This window comes from Vibrio spartinae (assembly GCF_024347135.1).
Taxonomy (GTDB): Bacteria; Pseudomonadota; Gammaproteobacteria; order Enterobacterales; family Vibrionaceae; genus Vibrio; species Vibrio spartinae.
The window spans coordinates 3,359,198-3,380,168 of the sequence record NZ_AP024907.1 but is presented as its reverse complement, the minus strand read 5'-3'; the positions used below and the strand labels follow the sequence as shown (position 1 = coordinate 3,380,168).

The following is a 20,971-nucleotide window of genomic DNA, read 5'->3' as shown; positions in this document are numbered from 1 at the left end:
TTCGTTATAAAGTCAGTGAAACGATAAAAGCCAGCATAAACATGCTGGCTTTTTCTGTCGAACCATCATGCATTGTGAAGCAACCCAAATGAAATTAACAAACGAGATACTGAACGAAATATTAGATGAAGTGCGTCCGTTGCTCGGACAAGGTCAAGTGGCTGACTATATTCCAGCGCTTGCGCAAGTTCAGGCGGATAAATTGGGGATCGCGATCCTGACCAATGAAGGCGAATTGTTTCAGGCCGGAGACGCAGAAGAAGGCTTTTCCATCCAATCCATCTCCAAAGTGCTCAATCTCACCCTGTCGATGGGGATCTATACCCCGGATGAGATCTGGTCAAGAGTGAGGAAAGAGCCTTCAGGACAAGCATTCAATTCGATGATCCAGTTGGAAGTTGAGCACGGTATTCCGCGTAATCCATTTATCAACGCCGGTGCGATTGTCGTCGCTGATATGTTACAGACGCGTCTGTCTGCGCCTCGCCAACGGTTGCTGGAGTTTGTCTGGGCATTAAGTGATGATACCCATATATTGTATGACAAAGTGGTCGCACGCTCAGAGATGAAACACAGCGATCGGAATGCTGCGATTGCCTACCTGATGCGCTCGTTCGGTAATTTTGAAAACCATGTGCTGCCGGTGCTGGAAAACTATTTCCACGGATGTGCATTGAAAATGAGTTGTGTCCAGTTAGCCAAAACATTGAGTTATCTGGCCAATCAGGGCGTTGCCGTGTTGAATCACAAGTCGGTGATCACTGCTGTTCAGGCCAAACAGATCAACGCATTACTGGCAACCTGTGGTCTGTATGATGAAGCCGGAGAATTCGCCTATCGGGTCGGAATGCCGGGTAAATCCGGTGTGGGGGGCGGTATCGTCGCAATTGTACCCGGAGAGATGACCATTGCCGTTTGGTCGCCTGAACTCAACAGCTCTGGGAACTCGTTGGCGGGCAGCAAAGCACTGGAGCTACTTTCCGGGCGTATCGGGCGCTCTATTTTTTAAGTCGTGATATTTTCAGGGATAAGCCATGTGCTGATGACGGGAACATCCTTATTCCTCATCAGCCATAAATTCTGCCAGTAAATCATTGAGAAAGAGTTTGCCACGTTCTGTGATTTGCCAGTGTTGTTCGGTTTCATCCAGAAACCCCTGCTGTTTCGCCCAGTCGATGGTCGGCTGAACCGTTGCGATCGGTAAGCCGGTCGTCTCCGGAAAGTCCTGTTTCGGGCAGGGTTCTATCAAGCGAAATCGATTCATAAAAAATTCAAACGGTCGATCTTTTGCCAACACCTCCGCTTCATGATCCAAATACGGTTTGAGTAAATTCAAATACCCTTTGGGATGTTTGACTTTGGTGGTGCGAATGATACTGCCATTGGCAAAGCTGATTTTACCGTGTGCGCCGCAGCCAATACCGAGATAGTCACCGAAACGCCAATAGTTGAGGTTGTGCTGACATTGAAACCCCGGTTTCGAATACCCGGAAATCTCATATTGGATATAGCCGGCTTGCGTCAGTTTTTGATGTCCCTGCTCAAAAATATCCCACAGCAGGTCATCATCCGGTAAACGAGGCGGCTGGGAATAAAACAGCGTATTGGGTTCTATCGTCAACTGATACCAGGATAAATGCGGTGGTTCTAACGCGATTGCTTGATCTAAATCCGCCATTGCCTGTGACAGCGTCTGGCCCGGTAAGCCGTGCATTAAATCCAGATTAAAGCTTTTTAACCCAATTTGATGTGCCAGACGGGCTGCTCGGGTCGCTTCTTCGGAACCATGGATTCTGCCGAGTTTGGTGAGCTTTTCGTTATCAAAACTCTGAACACCAATGGAAATTCGAGTGACACCAGCCTGCCGGTATTGGGCAAACCGTTCTGCTTCGATAGTACCCGGATTGGCTTCCATGGTGATTTCAATATCCGGTTGAAAAGCCAGCCTTGCCTGCACACCGTCCAGCAGTCTTTTGATTTCACTGGGGCTAATCAGGCTCGGCGTTCCGCCACCGATAAAAATCGAATGGAGCTTTCGCGGCTGGTCATGACCCGACGAGTCATGAGCACGTTTGTCATGATCGAATGACGCGCTGAGCTGATAACGCTGGAGATCCTGATCAAGATCTTCCAGCAGCGCATTAATATAAGCCTGTTCAGGAATACCGGACTTCAGGGCATGAGAGTTGAAGTCACAGTAAGGACATTTTTGTACACACCAAGGGATGTGAATATACAGACTCAGCTTCGGTGGTGTCAGCATGATGGTTGCTCATTCAACTGTTGCATCAACAGATGAAGCGCCTGAGCGCGATGGGAAAGTTGCTTCTTCCGGGCCGGCGGTAATGTTGCCGATGCACATTGCTCAGTGGGAACCCAAAATACCGGGTCATAGCCAAACCCATGCTCACCATCAGGCTGATGCAGGATTGAACCCTCCCAGACACCGTGACAAACCAACGGGGTCGGATCCGCGGCATGTTTCATGAAGACCAGCACACAGTGAAAGCGTGCGCTGCGTTGTTGTTCGGGGACATCCGCCATTGCGGTTAGCAACTTTTCGATATTTTGCTGATCAGTCGCACCAGTGCCTGCATAACGTGCGGAGTAGATGCCCGGTGCACCGTCGAGCGCATCGACTTCAAGGCCTGAATCATCAGCAATGGCAGGTAATCCGGTTGCTGCGGCAGCATGACGCGCTTTAATAATTGCATTTTCAATAAATGTGGTTCCCGTCTCTGCAACGTCAGAGACATTGAGCGCCGTCTGTGCGAGCACTTCAAAGCCGAAATCGGCCAATAAGTCAGACATTTCTCTGACTTTTCCCGGGTTTCCGGTCGCTAAAACAATTTTTTGCATGATAGAGGCGTTTTTCTGAGATAGGCGAATAGGGAGCATAGTGTACCTTGCCTCGTTTACTTCCATCAACGACTTCCACCAATGGGGGGATGATATCTGTGTCAAAAGGGCGGCATTGTCGTCGCAAAGCAGCGGCTGAACTCGTTTGATCAAAGTACGCATCAGAGCACGGATATCAGAGCCTTGAGCTTGTGACATGCCCCCCATTTTCTTCAGGCAACTTTTTGCTCGTCGGGCAACTTCTTGCTCGCCTCTAGGCAACAAATTGCCTGTAATAACTGATCACATAATATAATAAATTGATTTCGTTATAGAGGTGTGATTGGCACAACTGTTGCTGCGTTTATCTTATTGAATAAAAAGGTTGATCCGATTTGGAACAGAGATCAACAAGTTGAAAATCAAACTAAAAAATAAGCATTCACTTTCTTATTTTTGGTGGGATTATTCTCAATAAGACAAAAGGCAATTCAAATGACAACGTTAGGTTTTCGCTTCACGATTGATGGTGTGCATGATGAGACGCTGGTGGTTCGTGAATACCAAGGAGAAGAGTCGGTATCAGACTCGTTCAGCGGACCGAGAGAACGGGTCTACGGCTTTCGCTATCAAATCGAACTGGCCAGTCGCAATGCAGATCTCGCCGCCAAGCAAATTGTCGATAAAACTGCATTGCTGGAAGTGATTCAAAATGGGGAAGTGACCCAGTGCGTTCATGGCATTGTGCGCCATTTCAGTAAAGGGGATACCGGACACTCTCACACTTTTTATTCCGTCACCTTGGTTCCGGCATTGGAACGTCTCTCGTTGCGCCGCAATAGTCGGATTTTTCAAGAAAAAAACATTCTCGATATTTTTAAGATCCTATTTCAGGAGATGAACATTACCGATTATGTCTTTTCGGTCAAACGTGAATGTGCCCTGCGCGAGTTTTGTGTCCAGTACCGGGAATCGGATCTCGACTTTTTCCATCGTTTAGCGGCGGAAGAAGGCCTGATGTATACCTTCACGCATGAAGAAGGCAAACATACACTGGTTGTGACCGACAACAGTGAAGGATTTGCGCCATTAGGCTCTCCGGTTCCTTACAACGCGCTTTCCGGCGGGCATATGACGACCCCCTATGTTTCGACTATGACAGAGCATTATCAGTCAGAAGTCAGCTCGGTGTTGATGCAAGATTACAGCTTTAAAAAACCGGACTATAACTTCGCCCAGTCAATGGACGGGACGGATCTCAGCTATCAGCTATCCGATTATGAATACTTTGACCATCCGGGGCGCTTCAAAGACGACGCCAATGGTAAAGCCTTCAGCCAGATTCGACTGGAATACCTACGGCGCACTACACATACCGCCAGCGGTAAAAGTAATGATGCCCGCGTGCAAGGTGGGGTGCGTTTTGAGCTAGAAGAACATATCGATGCAGCGATGAATCGCGAGTGGCTCGCGGTCTCCGTCAGTCATCAAGGGACTCAGCCACAAGCATTAGAAGAAGCCGGTGGTCATGGCGCGACGACCTACGCCAACCAATTTACCGTGATTCCGAAAGAGAGCCTCTGGCGAGCAACACCACAGCCGAAACCGCAAGTCGACGGCCCTTGTATTGCGACGGTGGTCGGCCCCAAAGGCGAAGAAATTTACTGTGATGAGCATGGTCGGGTCAAACTGCATTTCCCATGGGATCGCTATGATCAATCCGATGAACAGAGTTCTTGCTGGGTTCGGGTTGCGCAGGGCTGGGCTGGTGCTCAGTACGGATTTATGGCGATTCCCCGGATTGGTCACGAAGTGATCGTCTCGTTTCTCAACGGCGATCCGGATCAACCGATCATTACCGGCCGGACTTACCACGCAACCAATGTTCCTCCTTATATTCTGCCCAATCATAAAACCCGCACCGTGCTGAAAACGCAGACCCATCAGGGCGAAGGTTCTAACGAAGTGCGTTTTGAAGATCAGTCCGGTGTTGAGCAGATCTATATCCATGCCCAGAAAGATCAGGATATTGTGACCAACAATATTCACCGCGAATCGGTTGGACTGGACAGTCACCGGCGTGTCGGACGGCATTTCTACCAGATGATTACCGAGAATGTCCATCGTCTGGTCGGTAAGAATGTCACCGAAGAGTTCGGGCAGGATCATCATGTCAAAGTCGGCCGGAATGTCGTGCAGCGGATCGTCGGGAAACTCAGCCAGTTTATTTCCGGAGGCATTATTCAGAAAATCGACGGTGGTCTGGTGACGCAGATGAGTGCCTCTGAAGAGAAAGAAATTGGTGCGAATCAGCGGGTTGCGGTCAGTAACGAAAGTTACCTGAAAGCCAAACAGATTATTCTGGATGCCGGCGATTCACTGACCATCCACGGACCGGGCGGTTTTGTCAAAATAGACAGTGGCGGTGTCACCATCTCCGGCAGCAAGGTCAAAATCAATGAAGGTGGTTCACCGGATAAAGGCACTGCACCGACGATGGTTAAACCGGATGATACCGATAAACCACAAGAGCCGGAAGCGCCGGATCGGAGGGGATAATCATGCCAGCCGCAGCAAGACTCGGAGACAACTGTGCAGGTCACGGCTGTTTCCCGGCGACGCCGATTATGGCCGGGAGCGGTGATGTCTCGATCAACGGTAAACCCGCAGCCCGCAAAGGCGACACGGTATTGCTCCATGCCTGCCCGTGCCCGCAATTTCCTCACGGAATGCATGGGCGCAGTATTTCCGCCGGGTCGTCCAATGTTTCCATCAACGGCAAACCAGCCGCCCGGGTCGGCGATGCGATTGACTGCGGCGGCTCGGTCGCCGCGGGTTCCGGCAATGTATTGATTGGTGATACGCCATATAAGTCGCCGACTCATAAGTGTGGCGAAGGAGCCGCAATGGAGCAGTCGCCTTTCCTGCGTATCCAGCCACTTGCCGAAGCCCCGCCTTTTGACTGGGCCAGTCTGCCGTTTGTGGAAGAGGTTTATGAGCGTTCGGCAAAAGATAAGCAGAAAGTTGTTGAGAAGAAGTCTAAAAAAATTAGAAAGGGAACAAATTACAATCATAAGATTCAGTCGCCTAGTGATGGATATAACGTTATATCATCTTTCAGGAAAAAAGCTGGGCTTCAGCCATATAGCTCTACCTCAGGGGATACAGTGGCGTTTATTGAAATCAATGGTAAGAAGTTTTTTGGTGTTAACTCGCAGATAACGAAGACGTCACAAGTGTCACAAAAAGCACTAAGAGAAAAATGGATGAAGGAAGTTGAGTGGGTTCCTCCGAAGAAGAATAAACCGAAACACCTTGGGCAGGTTCAGTCGCTAACGCATGGAGAATCTCACTCACTGATTAGAGCATATGAGCGTCTTGGGAATCAATTACCCAAAGAACTTAGTATGTATGTGGATCGAAAAACCTGCAATATGTGCCGAGGTGAAATGCCCGCGTTGCTTAAACGCTTGGGGGTAGATAAATTGAATATATACAGTGGTGGTAGTACTAAACCTATCGTTTTGGAGTCTATTAAGTTATGAGTAACAAATTTGGAAATGTTACCTATTGTCCCCCTGATGGTGATGATATTGAAAACCCTGATGTTGAGTTAATCAGAAATATTGTTTTGTATGAGAATGAGGGTTACTGGAAACAAGGAAGTGGTGAATCTGGTATTGAAATTCAGGGGGTTAATGAACAATTGATATTTTTTAATTACCAAGACCGTGGTGTCTTCATTATGTTGTCACCTGATTATGAAGTTCCTGTAGTTTCATCAACAAATAATAAAGTGCAGGAAACATTGGTACATCATATTGGTGGTAATGAATTCCGTTTCCCGGACTGTTGTCTGTTCCCGAAAGCTGATGCTTGGACTATTATTCAAAATTTTATTGTGTCAGGAATGAAAACAGAAAAATTTCAATGGGTTGAGCTTTATGATCTAGATTTCGAACATGGATTTTAAAGATCATAGCTGAGATGTGAATATGTTTAGGAGATCAAACACTGTGGTATTTAATAGACCGAACGATTTTAAATCAGGTAAGCAAGGAGGTTTGAAATAGCCAAATTGATGCAATACGCGTGGGGGATTCAGGAAAGAGCTATATTCAACAACCAACATGAAAAGATGTATTGAAACGTCTTCAGGAGATTGAAGAAGGAAAGATCGAGTTTCTGTCTCTCATTGAGCCTGAAGATGATTAGTTTAGATGATTCTAGGGGAAATATTTTGTGTCATGGTAGTTATTTTTGGTTAATTTTTGGTCAATTTATTAGGAAAGGAAATGGATAACCATGCCAGCAGCAGCACGACTCGGCGATAATGGCTCAGGCCATGGCTGTTTCCCGGCGACGCCGATTATGGCCGGGAGCGGTGATGTCTCGATCAACGGCAAACCGGCAGCCCGGGTCGGCGATGCGATTGACTGCGGCGGCTCGGTCGCCGCGGGTTCCGGCAATGTATTGATTGGTGATACGCCATATAAGTCGCCGACTCATAAGTGTGGCGAAGGAGCCGCAATGGAGCAGTCGCCTTTCCTGCGTATCCAGCCACTTGCCGAAGCCCCACCTTTTGACTGGGCCAGTCTGCCGTTTGTGGAAGAGGTTTATGAGCGTTCGGCAAAAAATAAGCAGAAAGTTGTTGAGGAGAAGAATAGCGACGTTTCAGGTAAGATCAATTCACAGCACCTAGAGCTTGTAACTCGCCATCCAAATGCTCATTCAATTGCGCGTCATGGGGGGAGTGTCACAGATGAACAACTGATGCATAGAGCTCTAACGGGAGTTGCGCCAGACGGTCATGTAAAAGTCGTTAAAGGAAAAACAATATTTCCCCCGATGTCTTCTGCGTTCCATTCCGATGAGTTATTGGTTCGTGCCGATCAGGCTGTACGAAATAATGGTGCACTACAGGCGATCATTGCGCAAAATCCCAATAAATCTATTCTCACACTTACGCCTAAAGATGTCGGCGATCTTGGTGTTGATTTGGGAAGAGGTTTCGAGAGGATTGCTGGAAGTAAATTCAATCCGGAATTACAGGGAGCAACGAATATGGTAGAAAACCTGAGAAGTGTCTAGGCAACGTATGAATTTAACCAAGTAAAACAGGTCTGGGAAACGATAACTATATTTCCATCGAGGTAATTAAATGAACGATTATCCTTCTTTAAGAAACTTACTGATATCCATTTTTTCAGTAGATGTAGGGTTAGAAGAAAGTGATGAAATTGCTGCTTTAGAACGGGTGCTTAGTGATCCGATTCAGAAAGCAGAAATTGAGAGTGAGTTGAAACAGCTTTTCAAAGATAAGTCTATCTGTTGGTCTGAACTACTGGAAAATGAGGAATATGTCGTTTATCCGGCAGATGATGAGGAAGATGCAAAGGAGTATGTCATCGAGAACTTATGGAGTAGAGTTTTTCCTAATGAGACAACTCCGTAGCAATAATATGGTTGGGTCAGATTCACTACAGTGGTCCCTATGTTTTTTAAATCATTAATTTTTTTTCATAAAATATAAATATTTCATACATTGACGCAGGCTAGGAAAAATAAAAAATGAAATCCTTATTCGACATATTAAGCATGTCAGAAGGAAATACGTCAGAAAGAAAAACATGCTACTTATTGTTTGATCGCATTCAGTTTCCGCAAGCGACTGAATTCTGGAACACCATGAAGCGACGCGAAGATGTCACATGGTGTGAACTGCTGCGTGGCAGTGAGCTTCAGTACCTGACCGATGTTTCGCCATTACTTATCGATATTCGCGATGGTAATCCGGGAGAGACACTTTATTACTGGCTGGCAGAAAACGAACCGCGGGCTGAGCAGTTCGGGCTGGTTGGTTTGTTTGACGGTGATTTTTCTGCTCTGCGGGCACACTGGCATCCGTGGGTTTCCTGTCTCTATCCGGATCTTACGCAAGTGATGCTGCGTTTTTATGATCCGGCAGTATTACCTCAGTGGTGGCGCATTTTAACCCCGGCACAGCAACAGTGCTTTCAGGGGAAACATCAGGGGCTCTATCTGCCGGTCCGGGATGAACAGCAGCTTAAACTGCGTGCATTTGATCTGTCGTCAGCATCTGACCCGGAGGAATCTTCGGGTGTGATCCAATTGCCACTACAACTGACCCAGGAGCAATTTGACCGGTTTTTCTATCCGGAACAGCTTCATTCGCTGGTTGAAACCTTATACCGGAAATTATTACCGCAGTATGGTGAATCTTTGTCTCTTGAACTGGTGGAAAACCGTTTTCATGAGGGCATGGCGCTGGCAACGGAGAAATATGCCGGAGCATCCGAACTGGATAAAGAAACCTTCGCCTTGTATCGCTTTTATCTGGGAGATCGCTTTGATGAACATCCGGAATTCCAGCGTTTGCTGCATTTCTATTCGCTCCGTCAGGCGATTGGCGAACTGCACCATCAGTATCTGGGGCGTGAGGATGAACTTGCCGCATACCGTTCACCGGGATGGCTGGCAGAGCCTGATTCAGCGGACAACTCTGCTTTGGCAACACCGGAACCAGAGAACGTGGTTATGGAGAGTAAGAAATGACAGACACTGAACAGTGGTGGGAAGATGTCCCGCTGGAAAACTGGCAAACCACGCTGGAAGACCCGGGATGGTTTGTGGTTGCTGAAGCTGCGATTCATCCGGAAATCCGCGATCTGGCAGAACAGATGCCAGAGTTTGAAACACGCCTGTACTGGGGCGATATGGGCGATATTCATGCCTCGATTTCTCCCTATATTATGCCACTGCAATCGTGGGCATGGTTCGAAGAGCAGGTGGCAACACAACCACACTGGGGCATTGCGATTCAGCTGGATCCCCGTTTTCATGCACTGCCGCTTAGCCGCCAGAGCGATTTAGCCATGCGTTATTTCCGGGCATGGACACTGGTCGAAACCCCGACACAGGAACAGTTTCTGCTGCGTCTTTCGGACTGGGATGTGCTGGGTGTGCTCTGGCAGGCCAGCGATGCTGTTTATCAGCAACATATTCAGGGGCCGTTACGACAGATAGCCTACTGGGAACCGGAGCAGCCGAAGGCGAAGGTTCTCAGATTTCAGACGCCGATTCTGGAAGAAACCACACTCCCGTTACCGACGCCGCTGACCAAAGCACAATATCAGGCACTCAGTATCTGGGCCAGCCAACAGATCTACCGTCAGTATCAGGATCATTTACAAGCCCATCACAGCGAAACCCAAAGCTGGGAACAGGCGCAGTTCGATCAATATCTCTATCAGCATATCACTCAGGCCAATCAACTGGGATTTACCCAACCGAATGATGTGGTCCGCTATCTGAGCCTGACGGTCGTTTTCGGTGAGCAGTTTACCACTCAGCCGTGGGCCGAGCAGATTTTAAAATCACCGGATTATCAGGGCACGCAAAGTCGGATGGATCGGTTATTTGAACGTGGGTTAGATGAATTGGATAAGGAGTCAGAACAGTCATGAGCGACAATAAGAAAGCCGATTTACTCTCCAGTGCTGAAGCGGCGACCCAGAACTTTTCCACCGACAATGTCCTCGATGGCGGCTGCGTTGAATGTGGCTGTGAAGTGTTTATCCGCTATCACTATGATGATAATAAGCCCATACCGGAAGCTGACTTTGTACTCACCGATAGCAACAAGACCGAGATTTCAGGCAAGACGGATAAGCAGGGGATGTGCAAAATCCAGAACATGGGCTGCGGCGGCTTTGAGATTCTGCTCGGCGAAGGCAGCGATGAATTCAACCCCAAAGAATCGGCAGAAAATAACCCGGTGATTCAGGCCAATCCCGAATATGCTGCCAAAGCCGGTGAATACTTTGCGCTTTATTCTTTACTGAGCCGTCAGGGTTATCTGACTTATGATGAGGATGGTAGTTCTGACGAGTTTGTTGATATTGATCGTAAATTATTTACCTGGATCGATAAGGAGTATAAGGCTGCTTATCGTCGCTTTTGGGAACTGGAAAAAGAGATCAACCGTGGTTCTACTGCTCTGAAAAAGGCGATCAACAAAATTCACCATAGTCTGGCCGGAGAAATGGCCGGCATGGCACATGACAATACGGCGATTCTGCTGTTTTGTGAGATTGCGCTCGGCTTTGTGCCGGTGGTGGGGCAGGCGATGGATTTGTACGACTTAGGGTGCTGGGGCTGGGATACCTGTACCAAAAAGGAACTGGGCTTCTGGCATTGGGCGACCGGTGTACTGGTAGTGGTTGGCTTTGTTCCTGGGTTGGGTGATGCGACCAAGAAAACTGGCAAGACCATTATCAATGCGTTGGAAAATGCGGACTCACGCACCATTAAAAAAGCGATGAAAATGCTGCGCAGTTTGTCAAACGGCAATCTGGTCAAGTACCTGAAAAAGTTCAGTGGACAACTGAGTGAGTATGCAGGGAAGGCCAAAGCATTACTGAGTAAAATCATTGACGGGCTGAACAAAGCAATAAAAAACAGTAAGAACTGGGCGGTGAGATTACTCCGGGACTCTTTTGAGAAACTGGTGAAGGCAATGGAGCGCCTACAGGGCAAAATCGATGAGATGGTCGGCAAAATCAGTGCCAAGGTCGATGAATTTATTGGTAAGGTTGTGACCCGTAAAAACGGCATGCCCCATTCGAAGAATACCGTCGTGGATGCGAATAACCTGAATGCTGGCAGAGAAAAGGTTCGTCGCAGGAGTAAGGCTCAAAAAGATAAGATAAAGAAACGCCGTAAGAGAAAAGAGAAAAAGAAAAAAAACGGCGGTTGTGGTAAAGAAGGAGAACCGATAGATCTGTATACAGGGAAGGTGTATGAAGAACGGCAGGATTTTGTGTTGGCAGGAATACTGCCTCTGGAGCATCAGCGTTATTATCATTCAGCAGGTTTGAGAGAAACGGGCCTGATGGGATGCTTGTGGCGCAGCAACTGGGATATCTCGCTGTCTATCGAAGGGATGCTGGCAACCTTTACCGATACCGACTATACCCAGGGCATATTCGAACTCCCTGATCCGGAAGAAGAAAGTACATCTTTACTGAAACCCCAGTGGCGGTTGACCCGGGGCGAACAGGCGGAATTAACTCTTCGGCATAAAGATGGTCTGACCTATCATTTCGGTCATGCGATTGGTGCGACATTGCGCTTGTCCAAAATATCAGATGCTTACGGAAATACTATTCAGTTCCTTTACGACCGTCGCACGCTCAAATGGGTCATTCTCAGCGATGAGCGACTGATTCAGGTCAAAACCGAGCGTAACCGAATTACTCAGTTGATCTTATGCGAAGCCGATCAAACGCCATTGCAGGAGTTGGCCCGCTATGATTACGACAAATCCGGCAGGCTGCTTTCAGTACGGGGAGAATCAGGCCGCAATTTCGATTATCAGTACAGTAAAGCCGGTTATCTGACCCGCTGGCAGGATTTGGCACATACCTGGGTTGAACACGATTATGATGAACAGGGCCGGGCGATCGCCAGCCGTTGTGCTGACGGGTTATGGACCGACCAAATCCGCTATGACGATGACAACCATATTCATTACTACAAAAGTGGTTTCGGTGGGATCAAAGCCTACCATCTGGATGAGCGCAACCGCCCCTATGCCATCGTGGATGCGGCAGGTAACCGGATTGAGCAGCAGTGGCTGGATGATTTGCTGGTGGCTGAAACCAATATCTTGGGTGAGACGACAGCCTACTCCTATGATGAATGGGGAAATCTCACCACTGCTACTTTGCCGGATGGAACGGTACACGGCTATGATTACAACGAGCAGGGATGGCTGACAAGTTACACTGACCCACTCGGTGCCAGTTGGTTGTATGAACATAATCCGCAGGGCGATGTGATTCAGATTGCTGACCCGGAAGGTCGGGTCTGGCAAATGACTTATACCGAGCACGGCTTGCGTGACTCCGTGACCGAGCCGGATGGCAGCGTGACCCGCTATACCTACAATGAACGCGGTCTGCTGATGAGGCTGGAGCCTGCAACTGGCTATGGTATGACCTTCCATTATGACCGCTTTGACCGACTGGTGAAACGGGTCAGCGATAAACGTGATGCTCAGGGTAATCTCACCCGCCAGTGGCATTACCATGAATCAAACTCTTTTCCCGATAAAGTTATCTACGAAGACGGCACAGAAGCGCATTTTAGCTACGATATTGAAGGTAATCTGATTTCGGTTACCGATGCACTCGGTCAAACCCAGCGCTTTGAATATGGCGCCTTCGATAAGCTTAAAGCTGTCACCGACCCGCTGGGTGCAACCACGCAGTATCACTACAATGTCGAAGCCGAATTTGCCGGTGTGACCAACAGTCACGGCCAGCAGTGGTTGTACGGATTTGACCAACTGGGGCAGGTTGCCAGTGAGCGTCACTACGACGGTCGCACTGAAACCTACGCCTATGATCCGGCCGGGCGATTGGTGCAGCGCAGCAAACCGGACGGTCACACCTTCCGCTATCAGTACGATGTGTGCGGACGCCTGCGCCAGAGTGAAAGCTTCGATAATCAGGACAATGCGACCGGGAAAAGTTGGTATGAATATGATGCGGCTTCACGGCTGACCTATGCAGAAAACGGTGATGCGTGGATTGCACTCACCTATAGCCCGGCAGGGCAATTGTTGAATGAAAATATCAACGGTACTGAACTGACCCACCAGTACGATGCAGCCGGGCGGCGCATCCAGTTTAGCGGCACACAGACTGAGCGCAGTTATCAATGGCAGCAGCAACGACTATCTGAGTTGCAAGTCGGTCACCACAATCCGCTGAAGTTTGCTTATCTGCCGGGCGGTGAGGAGCATTCTCGCCAGACGGATACCGGATTTAATCTGCAACATCAGTGGAGTGCGACCGGATTATTGCTCGGGCAGCAACTGGGCAATCAATCGCTGCGCCGGTATCGCTATGATGCCTTAGATCGATTAACGGGGATTGAGGATAGTCATCGCGGCAGTGCCGAATTCACCCTCAACCCCAACAGTCAGATTACCGCAGTACGCCAGCGTAAATCGTGGGAGACCAAAGCCGGGTTCGTCCACCTGTTCGGATATGACAGCGAGCTGAATCTCAATGAAGAAGGTTTCGGCAGCGAATACGGTGACAATGTCGTATCACTGGCCGATGAACGGATAAAGCGCCAGAAACGTGACTATGATAAAGCCGGGCGAGTGACCGAAGTTGGCCGCTTCAAATATCGTTACGATGAATGTGGCCGGGTGATTGAGAAAAGCGAATCGAAAGGCGGCTTCCGCCCGCAGAGCACAACATTGATCTGGAATGATGAAGACCGTCTGACTCATATTGAGCTACCGGACGGGCGACGTTACCGTTACCGCTATGACCCGTTCGGGCGACGCATCGCCAAAGAGTGCCTGCAAACTCAGCAGCAGACCCATTATCTGTGGGACGGCAGCACGTTGGTGCAGCAGAGCCAAATCACCGCCGACGGCACGGCGCTGACTAGCACCGAATATCTGTATGAGCCGGGGACTTTCCGCCCGATGGCGCAGGTGACCACCCGTCACAACAGCAACCGCCAAGACCTGCACTATATCGTCACCGACCACGCAGGGACGCCACAGGAGTTAGTCCGAGAAGACGGTGAAATCGAATGGCGCGGTGAACAGGCACTGTGGGGCAAATACCAGCAGCAACAGTTTAACCTCAAAATTCAACGCGGTTATCTTGAAGACGCGGCCAACGAAGCGCTGACCTGTGACCTGCGTTATCAGGGGCAGATCGAAGATCGGGAATCCGGGCTTTACTACAACCTCAATCGCTACTACGATACAGACAGTGGTCAGTATTTAAGCCCCGACCCCATAGGATTTGCCGGTGGACTCAGGCCGCAGGGGTATGTGGACAATCCGGTTGAGTGGGTCGATCCGTTGGGATTGGCTCCTAGTGTTTGTAAGAAAGTTAATGGTAATTCTAAATCAAGTTCAAAAGCTCAGCATGGGTATGAAATTGTCGATACTCGGACAGGAAAGGTAGCGAAAACAGGTGTGAGTGGAGGGAAACTTAATAAGGATGGTAGTTCTCGACGTGCTAACTCTCAGGTGAATCGATGGAATAAAGAACCTGGTAATAATGGGCGATATAAAGCTCGAGTTGTAAAAAAGGTTCCAGCTGGAGCGGGCGCTAGAGAAAATATACTGAAATGGGAAAGAGACAATGCAAAGCGTTTGAGAAAAGAATTAGATCCAAGTAGGCATTCAAGACCATGATTTTAAAAGAACTATATTTATATCCTGATTTGGTAGAATATTCTGATGAGATTGTTCATCCATTCAGAGATCAATCTAGAAGTATTTGTAATTACCTTGAAAGAGAACTAAAGCTTGTTAAGTTTGACGCTAATGGCTTTAAGAGGATATGTTTTATTGGGAAATCTGTACCAAGTAAAGATTGCTATATCAACTCATCTAAAGTACTAATTGTTGAATTTAAGTTTGATGAGAAGAACTACTTATCACTTGATAATAGTGAACTGAATGACTTCTTTAGAGAGCTTCTTGAACTTGGAATAACGAAATGTGAAAGACAATATAGTATACCAAGCCATGAATTAAGGGAGAGCCTTGCGAAATTTAAAGAAGGTGGCTTTTTAAATGAGTGGTGTTATAAGAGTAAGATGATTAAAGAAATAGGGATTAAATGCTCTCTTGAATGTAGATTGACAATAACTGATTTTCACTTGAATTTAGTTATAGAAAAGGAAAACAGTATAATTTGGCAGAAGGAAATATTAAGAACTGCTCCTGATGAAGTTGTTTATATCCCTATGTTTAAAGATGTAACTTTAAGGAATGGTTCTTTGGTAGTTTTAGATAAGTTTGGTGATTCAATATATGAACTATACGTTAAAGATTTAGAACTAAATTTGTGAGCTTCCAGCAAAGGAGCTGGTTAGCTTATCAAGCTGGGATCTCCATCCCTGCTTTTTACCCCGATATGGAGCAACCCGCTCCATATCGCTAAACTTCAACTCTCCCCCGACAAACCTGTTCCGTTATCTCCCGTAATTTCTCCACTTCACTCTGCAAATAGACCAACTCTTCTGCGCTGATTTCATAATGCTCGGAGTAGCGGGCATCGATGTAGGCGCGTTTGAGGCGCTGGAAGCTGCGACGGTGGAATTTGCTGTCCATCGGAAATAGCTCGGCAAAGGCCGGATCTTGCTGGGCGCACATTGAGCGCAGGCTTTCAAGGTTGTGGGTTTTGGGCAGGTAGTTGGTACACACTAACAGGGTGCAGGCGAACAGGCGCTCCGTTACCTGATGTAGTTGAAATGCAGCATAGTTGAAGTATTTATTTTCAAGCATTGGTTTATATGCTGATTCATAAAATTGTGCTGCGCTACTAAACCAATGATTAAAATGCTTGGTTGCAATCGTCACTCGCTCGGCTTCACTTAAATTCCCCGGTGTGGGCAGTTCCCGTTTATCGGCGCTGAACAGTTCAATGCCCTGTTCTCGAATATCTTTAAAGAAGTAGTGACCTTGCTGGAGCTGCTGATGGACTTCATTAAGTGTGTGGACGATCAAGCCGAGTGGGGCAGAGGTGACCCGACGCGCGATCTGCTCTTCAGCACTGTGCCACACCGCATACTCTTCGACCAATGCCGCTCTGTTGACGATCACCAGAATGTCGTAGTCACTGATATAACCGTTGGGCCGATCACTAACCCAAGTCCCTTTGGCATGGCTGCCGAACAAGATAATTTTAAGAATGCGAAATTCAGCTTTGCTGCCGTTTTTGTTGCGCAGAAAATCATCCAGCGTATCGCGCAATACAGTGGTGATGGTGTGAAGTTCTTGTTGCTTCCGCTCAGGGAGGTGGTCGAGTGCTGTTTTCATCGCAGTTATCCTACTATGAGCCGTGGGCAAAACAAACCATTCTCGCGTCGAGCGGTGTTGTTTCTGCTGAACATTGTCAGTTTTATCATAATGATACCTTGCTGTGATTCAATGTTGGTATCGTGAGCGATTTTGTTGGTAGTGGCGAGGTACACAGGGTCACTTTGCGACACAATTCGGGAAAACTCATACTTTTCTAATGCTTGTGATGAATATATCGAACTAGCGCAGCAAACCGGACGGTCACACTTTCCGCTATCAGTACGATGTGTGCGGCCGGCTGCTCCAGAGTGAAAGCTTCGATAATCAGGACAATGCGACCGGGAAAAGCTGGTATGAATATGATGCGGCTTCACGGCTGACCTACGCAGAAAACGGTGATGCGTGGATTGCACTCACCTACAGCCCGGCAGGGCAATTATTGAATGAAAATATCAACGGCACTGAACTGACCCACCAGTACGATGCAGCCGGGCGACGCATCCAGTTTAGCGGCACACAGACTGAGCGCAGCTATCAATGGCAGCAGCAACGATTATCTGAGTTGCAAGTCGGTCACCACAATCCGCTGAAGTTTGCTTATCTGCCGGGCGGCGAGGAGCAATCCCGCCAGACGGATACCGGATTTAATCTGCAACATGAGTGGAGTGCGACCGGATTATTGCTCGGGCAGCAACTCGGCAATCAATCGCTGCGCCGGTATCGCTATGATGCCTTAGATCGATTAACGGGGATTGAGGATAGTCATCGCGGCAGTGCCGAATTCACCCTCAACCCCAACAGTCAGATTACCGCAGTACGCCAGCGTAAATCGTGGGAGACCAAAGCCGGGTTCGTCCACCTGTTCGGATATGACAGCGAGCTGAATCTCAATGAAGAAGGTTTCGGCAGTGAATACGGTGGCAATGTGGTGTCGCTGGCCGATGAACGGATGAAGCGCCAGCAGCGTGACTATGATAAAGCAGGTCGGGTGACTGAAGTTGGCCGCTTTCAATATCGTTACGATGAATGCGGCCGGGTAATAGAGAAAAGCGAATCGAAAGACGGCTTCCGGCCGCAAAGCACGACATTGATCTGGAATGACGAAGACCGCCTGACTCATATTGAGCTGCCGGACGGGCGACGTTACCGTTACCGCTATGACCCGTTCGGGCGACGCATCGCCAAAGAGTGCCTGCAAACTCAGCAGCAGACCCATTATCTGTGGGACGGCAGCACGCTGGTACAGCAGAGCCAAATCACCGCCGACGGCACGGCGCTGACTAGCACCGAATATCTGTATGAGCCGGGGACTTTCCGCCCGATGGCGCAGGTGACCACCCGTCACAACAGCAACCGCCAAGACCTGCACTATATCGTCACCGATCATGCAGGGACGCCGCAAGAGCTTGTCACCGAAATCGGCGACATTGAATGGCGTGGCGAACAAGCACTATGGGGTAAATACCAACAGCAACAGTTCAATCTCAAAATTCAACGGGGTTATCTGGAAGATGCGGCCAACGAAGCCCTGAGCTGCGACCTGCGTTATCAGGGGCAGATCGAAGATCGGGAATCCGGGCTTTACTACAACCTCAATCGTTACTACGATGCAGATAGCGGGCAATACCTCAGCCCCGACCCCATAGGGATGGCGGGGGGAATTAGGCCACAGGGGTATGTGGATAATCCGGTAATGTATAGTGATCCATACGGTTTAGTGCTCCTGTATAGAGGAATGAATATTGATGAGTACAACAGTTTAATAAAAAATCAAACCTGGGCGTATGGCAATGGTTCAATGGAAGGTAAATGGTTTGCTGAATCTTATAATGATGCTGTGGCGTGGGGGCATAGAATGGGACATGGAGGCGATACATTCAGAGTTGTTCAAGTAGATGTTCCTGATGAAATTGCAGATAATTTTTATAGAGTAGAAAAGTTGGATAATATTGGTTCAGCAAGATATGCGGAACTTGAAGACCTCAACGCTGTTAACGCTCTTAATGAACCAAAAGTAAAGGTTAAATGGAGTAGAGAAATCAAAGCAAAATCTAAAGCCTGTAAATAGGTAGAGAGATATGATTAAAGTAAAAGTTATGTGGATGAACAAAAGTGAGGGAGGAAGAAAAAGCCCCCCTCCTATTGGACGTTATTTCCCTATTGCTAAATTTTCAAATAATGAAGATAGTGCTAATCTCTGGAGTATCATATTAGATCTTGAAGCTCCCCAAAGCTGTGATGAATATGTGTTCAGCTATGGAACAGCTGAATTTCTATCAGAAGATGCTCCAAAAGACAAACTTGAAATATTTGACTCATTTTATATATACGAAGGACCACATAAAGTTGGAAAGGTCTTTATTGAGGCCAAGCGTTAGAGCGATACTGTTCATAATTCTGTGTCACGCCCTTTTATAAATCCGATAAGGTTTGATACATCCTCAAAATCAACGACCGGGATCAACTCTCCCGGCCTTTGATTCAACTCACCTCAGCGCCGCTTTTAACTGCGCCAGTTGCTCGCGCAATGCCTGCTCCTGCGGGCTGTCCGGGATGAGTACAATACAGTCCCCGGCGATCTTGACGGTGACGGGTGTGCCGGTCTCAAACCCGGCCTCGCGCAGCCACTTGCCTTTCAGATGAATATCCGGGGTGCTGGTATCGCCGTGGGGGGGCTCTCCAGATGTTGTTTTTCCGGAAGATCCCAACTGGCGTGGTATCGTATGGTGCGCAATTGGTCTTTCAGATCCAGATGGCTTGTGGTACACGCGCTCCAGTTCCTTTTCACGCAGGAAAAGGAACCAAAACTGCTTTGAATTTTTGACTGTTTTGATCGCTGGCCGGAACCGGCTTTTAAGCACCTCCCTGTGCTGAAAAACCTGAACATTCATCCGTGAATGTTCTTCCTGATTCATAAGAATTGTTGATTTCACAGGTAGTTACCCAAAAAGATAAAAACACCAGTATCCCGGATAAAATTACCCTATCAGAGGAGAACTCCCGGCTGAATTATTCATTGTTATACAGAGAATGAAGTTTTAATAATGGGCGTGGTTGATGATGCATATGATCCTGAAAAAATAGTCATGATATTTTAATCAATAGTTCGGCGGTTATTGATATTGACTTAAATTAATAATTTATTTAAATGGTGAATTGAGAGTGACAGTTCATTATTCTATACAACTTCTATCTAATCATCACTGATATGGAGCATCCGCTCCATATAATTAAACATCTATCCTCCCCCGACAAACCCGCTCTACCATCTCCCGTAATTTCTCCACTTCACTTTGTAAATACCTCAGCTCTTCTGCGGTGATCTCATAATGCTCGGAATAACGGGCATCGATGTAGGCGCGTTTGAGGCGCTGGAAGCTGCGACGGTGGAATTTGCTGTCCATCGGGAATAGATCGGCAAAGACCGGATCTTGCTGGGCGCACATTGAGCGCAGGCTTTCAAGGTTGTGGGTTTTGGGCAGGTAGTTGGTACACACTAACAGGGTGCAGGCGAACAGGCGTTCGGCTGCTTGGTGGAGTTCAAAAGCCGCTTTTGTGAAATCCTGACGATCGGTACAGTGACCGAAATCGATCAAAAAAGACTGGGCGCTTTTCATCCAGTGCTGAAAATGCTTACTGGCAATTGCAACTCGCTCTGCTTCACTTAAATTCCCCGGAATGGGCAGTTCCCGTTTATCGGCGCTGAACAGTTCAATGCCCTGTTCTCGAATATCTTTAAAGAAGTAGTGACCTTGCTGGAGCTGCTGATGGACTTCATTAAGTGTGTGGACGATCAAGCCGAGTGGGGCAGAGGTGACCCGACGCGCGATCTGCTCTTCAGCACTGTGCCACACCGCATACTCTTCGACCAATGCCGCTCTGTTGACGATCACCAGAATGTCGTAGTCACTGATATAACCGTTGGGCCGATCACTAACCCAAGTCCCTTTGGCATGGCTGCCGAACAAGATAATTTTAAGAATGCGAAACTCAGCTTTGCTGCCGTTTTTGTTATGCAGAAAATCATCCAGCGTATCGCGCAATACGGTGGTGATGGTGTGAAGTTCTTGTTGCTTCCGCTCAGGGAGGTGATCGAGTGCTGTTTTCATCGTGGCTATCCTACTATGAGCCGTGGGTAAAACAAACCATTCCTGCGTTGAGCGGTGTTGTTTTTGCTGAACATTGTCAGTTTTATCATGATGATACCTTGCTGTTATTTAATACTGGTATCGTGATTGATTTTGTTAGCAGTGGCGAGGTACA

At 48.0% G+C, this 20,971-nt stretch carries 17 protein-coding genes and 1 pseudogene; 13 read left to right on the top strand and 5 right to left on the bottom strand.

Annotated features, from left to right (window positions below; all coding sequences use genetic code 11):
* Window positions 1–88 precede the first annotated feature (88 nt).
* Complete coding sequence (gene glsB / locus OCU60_RS15150; RefSeq protein WP_074371518.1) at window positions 89–1,009, top strand: glutaminase B; 921 nt, start codon at window positions 89–91, stop codon at window positions 1,007–1,009.
* 48 nt (window positions 1,010–1,057) lie between these two features.
* On the opposite strand, the gene hemW is transcribed toward glsB, so the two are convergent.
* Window positions 1,058–2,263 (bottom strand): radical SAM family heme chaperone HemW, encoded by a 1,206-nt coding sequence (hemW, locus tag OCU60_RS15145; RefSeq protein ID WP_074371434.1) that lies wholly within the window; start codon window positions 2,261–2,263, stop codon window positions 1,058–1,060.
* Window positions 2,257–2,859: an RdgB/HAM1 family non-canonical purine NTP pyrophosphatase gene (rdgB, locus tag OCU60_RS15140; RefSeq protein WP_074371517.1), complete on the bottom strand. Its 603-nt coding sequence runs from the start codon at window positions 2,857–2,859 to the stop codon at window positions 2,257–2,259. The genes hemW and rdgB overlap by 7 nt, the downstream gene beginning before the upstream one ends.
* Before the next feature lie 474 nt (window positions 2,860–3,333).
* On the opposite strand from rdgB, the gene tssI reads away from it, so the two are divergent.
* From tssI to OCU60_RS15095, 10 genes and pseudogenes are all read left to right on the top strand, one after another.
* Window positions 3,334–5,397, top strand: coding sequence for a type VI secretion system tip protein TssI/VgrG (gene tssI, locus OCU60_RS15135; RefSeq protein ID WP_074371433.1), 2,064 nt, complete (start codon window positions 3,334–3,336; stop codon window positions 5,395–5,397).
* A gap of 2 nt (window positions 5,398–5,399) precedes the next feature.
* Window positions 5,400–5,729 (top strand): annotated as a pseudogene (locus OCU60_RS22970) (PAAR domain-containing protein); the annotation flags it as partial.
* Between the two features lie 15 nt (window positions 5,730–5,744).
* Window positions 5,745–6,383, top strand: a complete 639-nt coding sequence (locus tag OCU60_RS22965; RefSeq protein WP_306345722.1) for a deaminase — start codon at window positions 5,745–5,747, stop codon at window positions 6,381–6,383.
* On the top strand, window positions 6,380–6,811 hold the full coding sequence (locus OCU60_RS15125) for a hypothetical protein (RefSeq protein WP_074371432.1): 432 nt from the start codon (window positions 6,380–6,382) through the stop codon (window positions 6,809–6,811). Before OCU60_RS22965 ends, OCU60_RS15125 begins: the two co-directional genes overlap by 4 nt.
* 332 nt (window positions 6,812–7,143) lie before the next feature.
* On the top strand, window positions 7,144–7,929 hold the full coding sequence (locus OCU60_RS15120; RefSeq protein WP_074371431.1) for a PAAR domain-containing protein: 786 nt from the start codon (window positions 7,144–7,146) through the stop codon (window positions 7,927–7,929).
* Window positions 7,930–7,999: 70 nt separating this feature from the next.
* Window positions 8,000–8,293: a hypothetical protein gene (locus tag OCU60_RS15115; protein WP_074371430.1), complete on the top strand. Its 294-nt coding sequence runs from the start codon at window positions 8,000–8,002 to the stop codon at window positions 8,291–8,293.
* A gap of 116 nt (window positions 8,294–8,409) precedes the next feature.
* A complete protein-coding gene (locus OCU60_RS15110) occupies window positions 8,410–9,414 on the top strand; it encodes a DUF4123 domain-containing protein (RefSeq protein ID WP_083602564.1) in 1,005 nt (334 codons plus the stop codon).
* Entirely contained in the window at window positions 9,411–10,325 is a 915-nt protein-coding gene (locus OCU60_RS15105) for a DUF4123 domain-containing protein (protein ID WP_074371428.1), read from the top strand. Before OCU60_RS15110 ends, OCU60_RS15105 begins: the two co-directional genes overlap by 4 nt.
* Window positions 10,322–15,094 (top strand): RHS repeat-associated core domain-containing protein, encoded by a 4,773-nt coding sequence (locus tag OCU60_RS15100; protein ID WP_074371427.1) that lies wholly within the window; start codon window positions 10,322–10,324, stop codon window positions 15,092–15,094. The genes OCU60_RS15105 and OCU60_RS15100 overlap by 4 nt, the downstream gene beginning before the upstream one ends.
* Window positions 15,091–15,756, top strand: a complete 666-nt coding sequence (locus OCU60_RS15095) for a hypothetical protein (RefSeq protein ID WP_074371426.1) — start codon at window positions 15,091–15,093, stop codon at window positions 15,754–15,756. The genes OCU60_RS15100 and OCU60_RS15095 overlap by 4 nt, the downstream gene beginning before the upstream one ends.
* Window positions 15,757–15,844: 88 nt before the next feature.
* On the opposite strand, the gene OCU60_RS15090 is transcribed toward OCU60_RS15095, so the two are convergent.
* Window positions 15,845–16,726: a HEPN domain-containing protein gene (locus OCU60_RS15090; protein WP_074371425.1), complete on the bottom strand. Its 882-nt coding sequence runs from the start codon at window positions 16,724–16,726 to the stop codon at window positions 15,845–15,847.
* A 268-nt stretch (window positions 16,727–16,994) separates the two neighbouring features.
* On the opposite strand from OCU60_RS15090, the gene OCU60_RS15085 reads away from it, so the two are divergent.
* The gene (locus tag OCU60_RS15085) at window positions 16,995–18,776 is read left to right on the top strand and encodes an RHS repeat domain-containing protein (protein WP_074371424.1); all 1,782 of its coding nucleotides are present in this window, start codon (window positions 16,995–16,997) and stop codon (window positions 18,774–18,776) included.
* 10 nt (window positions 18,777–18,786) lie between these two features.
* Complete coding sequence (locus OCU60_RS15080) at window positions 18,787–19,086, top strand: hypothetical protein (RefSeq protein ID WP_074371423.1); 300 nt, start codon at window positions 18,787–18,789, stop codon at window positions 19,084–19,086.
* Window positions 19,087–19,194: 108 nt separating this feature from the next.
* Here the strand turns inward: OCU60_RS15080 and OCU60_RS15075 are convergent, their stop codons facing one another.
* A complete protein-coding gene (locus tag OCU60_RS15075; RefSeq protein ID WP_205410463.1) occupies window positions 19,195–19,623 on the bottom strand; it encodes a SymE family type I addiction module toxin in 429 nt (142 codons plus the stop codon).
* 315 nt (window positions 19,624–19,938) lie between these two features.
* A complete protein-coding gene (locus OCU60_RS15070) occupies window positions 19,939–20,817 on the bottom strand; it encodes a HEPN domain-containing protein (protein WP_074371422.1) in 879 nt (292 codons plus the stop codon).
* Window positions 20,818–20,971 lie beyond the last annotated feature (154 nt).

Coding starts and splice junctions, on each gene's coding strand:
- glsB (WP_074371518.1), top strand. CDS start 89: ATGAAATTAACAAACGAGATACTGAACGAAATATTAGATGAAGTGCGT.
- hemW (WP_074371434.1), bottom strand. CDS start 2,263: ATGCTGACACCACCGAAGCTGAGTCTGTATATTCACATCCCTTGGTGT.
- rdgB (WP_074371517.1), bottom strand. CDS start 2,859: ATGCAAAAAATTGTTTTAGCGACCGGAAACCCGGGAAAAGTCAGAGAA.
- tssI (WP_074371433.1), top strand. CDS start 3,334: ATGACAACGTTAGGTTTTCGCTTCACGATTGATGGTGTGCATGATGAG.
- OCU60_RS22965 (WP_306345722.1), top strand. CDS start 5,745: ATGGAGCAGTCGCCTTTCCTGCGTATCCAGCCACTTGCCGAAGCCCCG.
- OCU60_RS15125 (WP_074371432.1), top strand. CDS start 6,380: ATGAGTAACAAATTTGGAAATGTTACCTATTGTCCCCCTGATGGTGAT.
- OCU60_RS15120 (WP_074371431.1), top strand. CDS start 7,144: ATGCCAGCAGCAGCACGACTCGGCGATAATGGCTCAGGCCATGGCTGT.
- OCU60_RS15115 (WP_074371430.1), top strand. CDS start 8,000: ATGAACGATTATCCTTCTTTAAGAAACTTACTGATATCCATTTTTTCA.
- OCU60_RS15110 (WP_083602564.1), top strand. CDS start 8,410: ATGAAATCCTTATTCGACATATTAAGCATGTCAGAAGGAAATACGTCA.
- OCU60_RS15105 (WP_074371428.1), top strand. CDS start 9,411: ATGACAGACACTGAACAGTGGTGGGAAGATGTCCCGCTGGAAAACTGG.
- OCU60_RS15100 (WP_074371427.1), top strand. CDS start 10,322: ATGAGCGACAATAAGAAAGCCGATTTACTCTCCAGTGCTGAAGCGGCG.
- OCU60_RS15095 (WP_074371426.1), top strand. CDS start 15,091: ATGATTTTAAAAGAACTATATTTATATCCTGATTTGGTAGAATATTCT.
- OCU60_RS15090 (WP_074371425.1), bottom strand. CDS start 16,726: ATGAAAACAGCACTCGACCACCTCCCTGAGCGGAAGCAACAAGAACTT.
- OCU60_RS15080 (WP_074371423.1), top strand. CDS start 18,787: ATGATTAAAGTAAAAGTTATGTGGATGAACAAAAGTGAGGGAGGAAGA.
- OCU60_RS15075 (WP_205410463.1), bottom strand. CDS start 19,623: ATGAATCAGGAAGAACATTCACGGATGAATGTTCAGGTTTTTCAGCAC.
- OCU60_RS15070 (WP_074371422.1), bottom strand. CDS start 20,817: ATGAAAACAGCACTCGATCACCTCCCTGAGCGGAAGCAACAAGAACTT.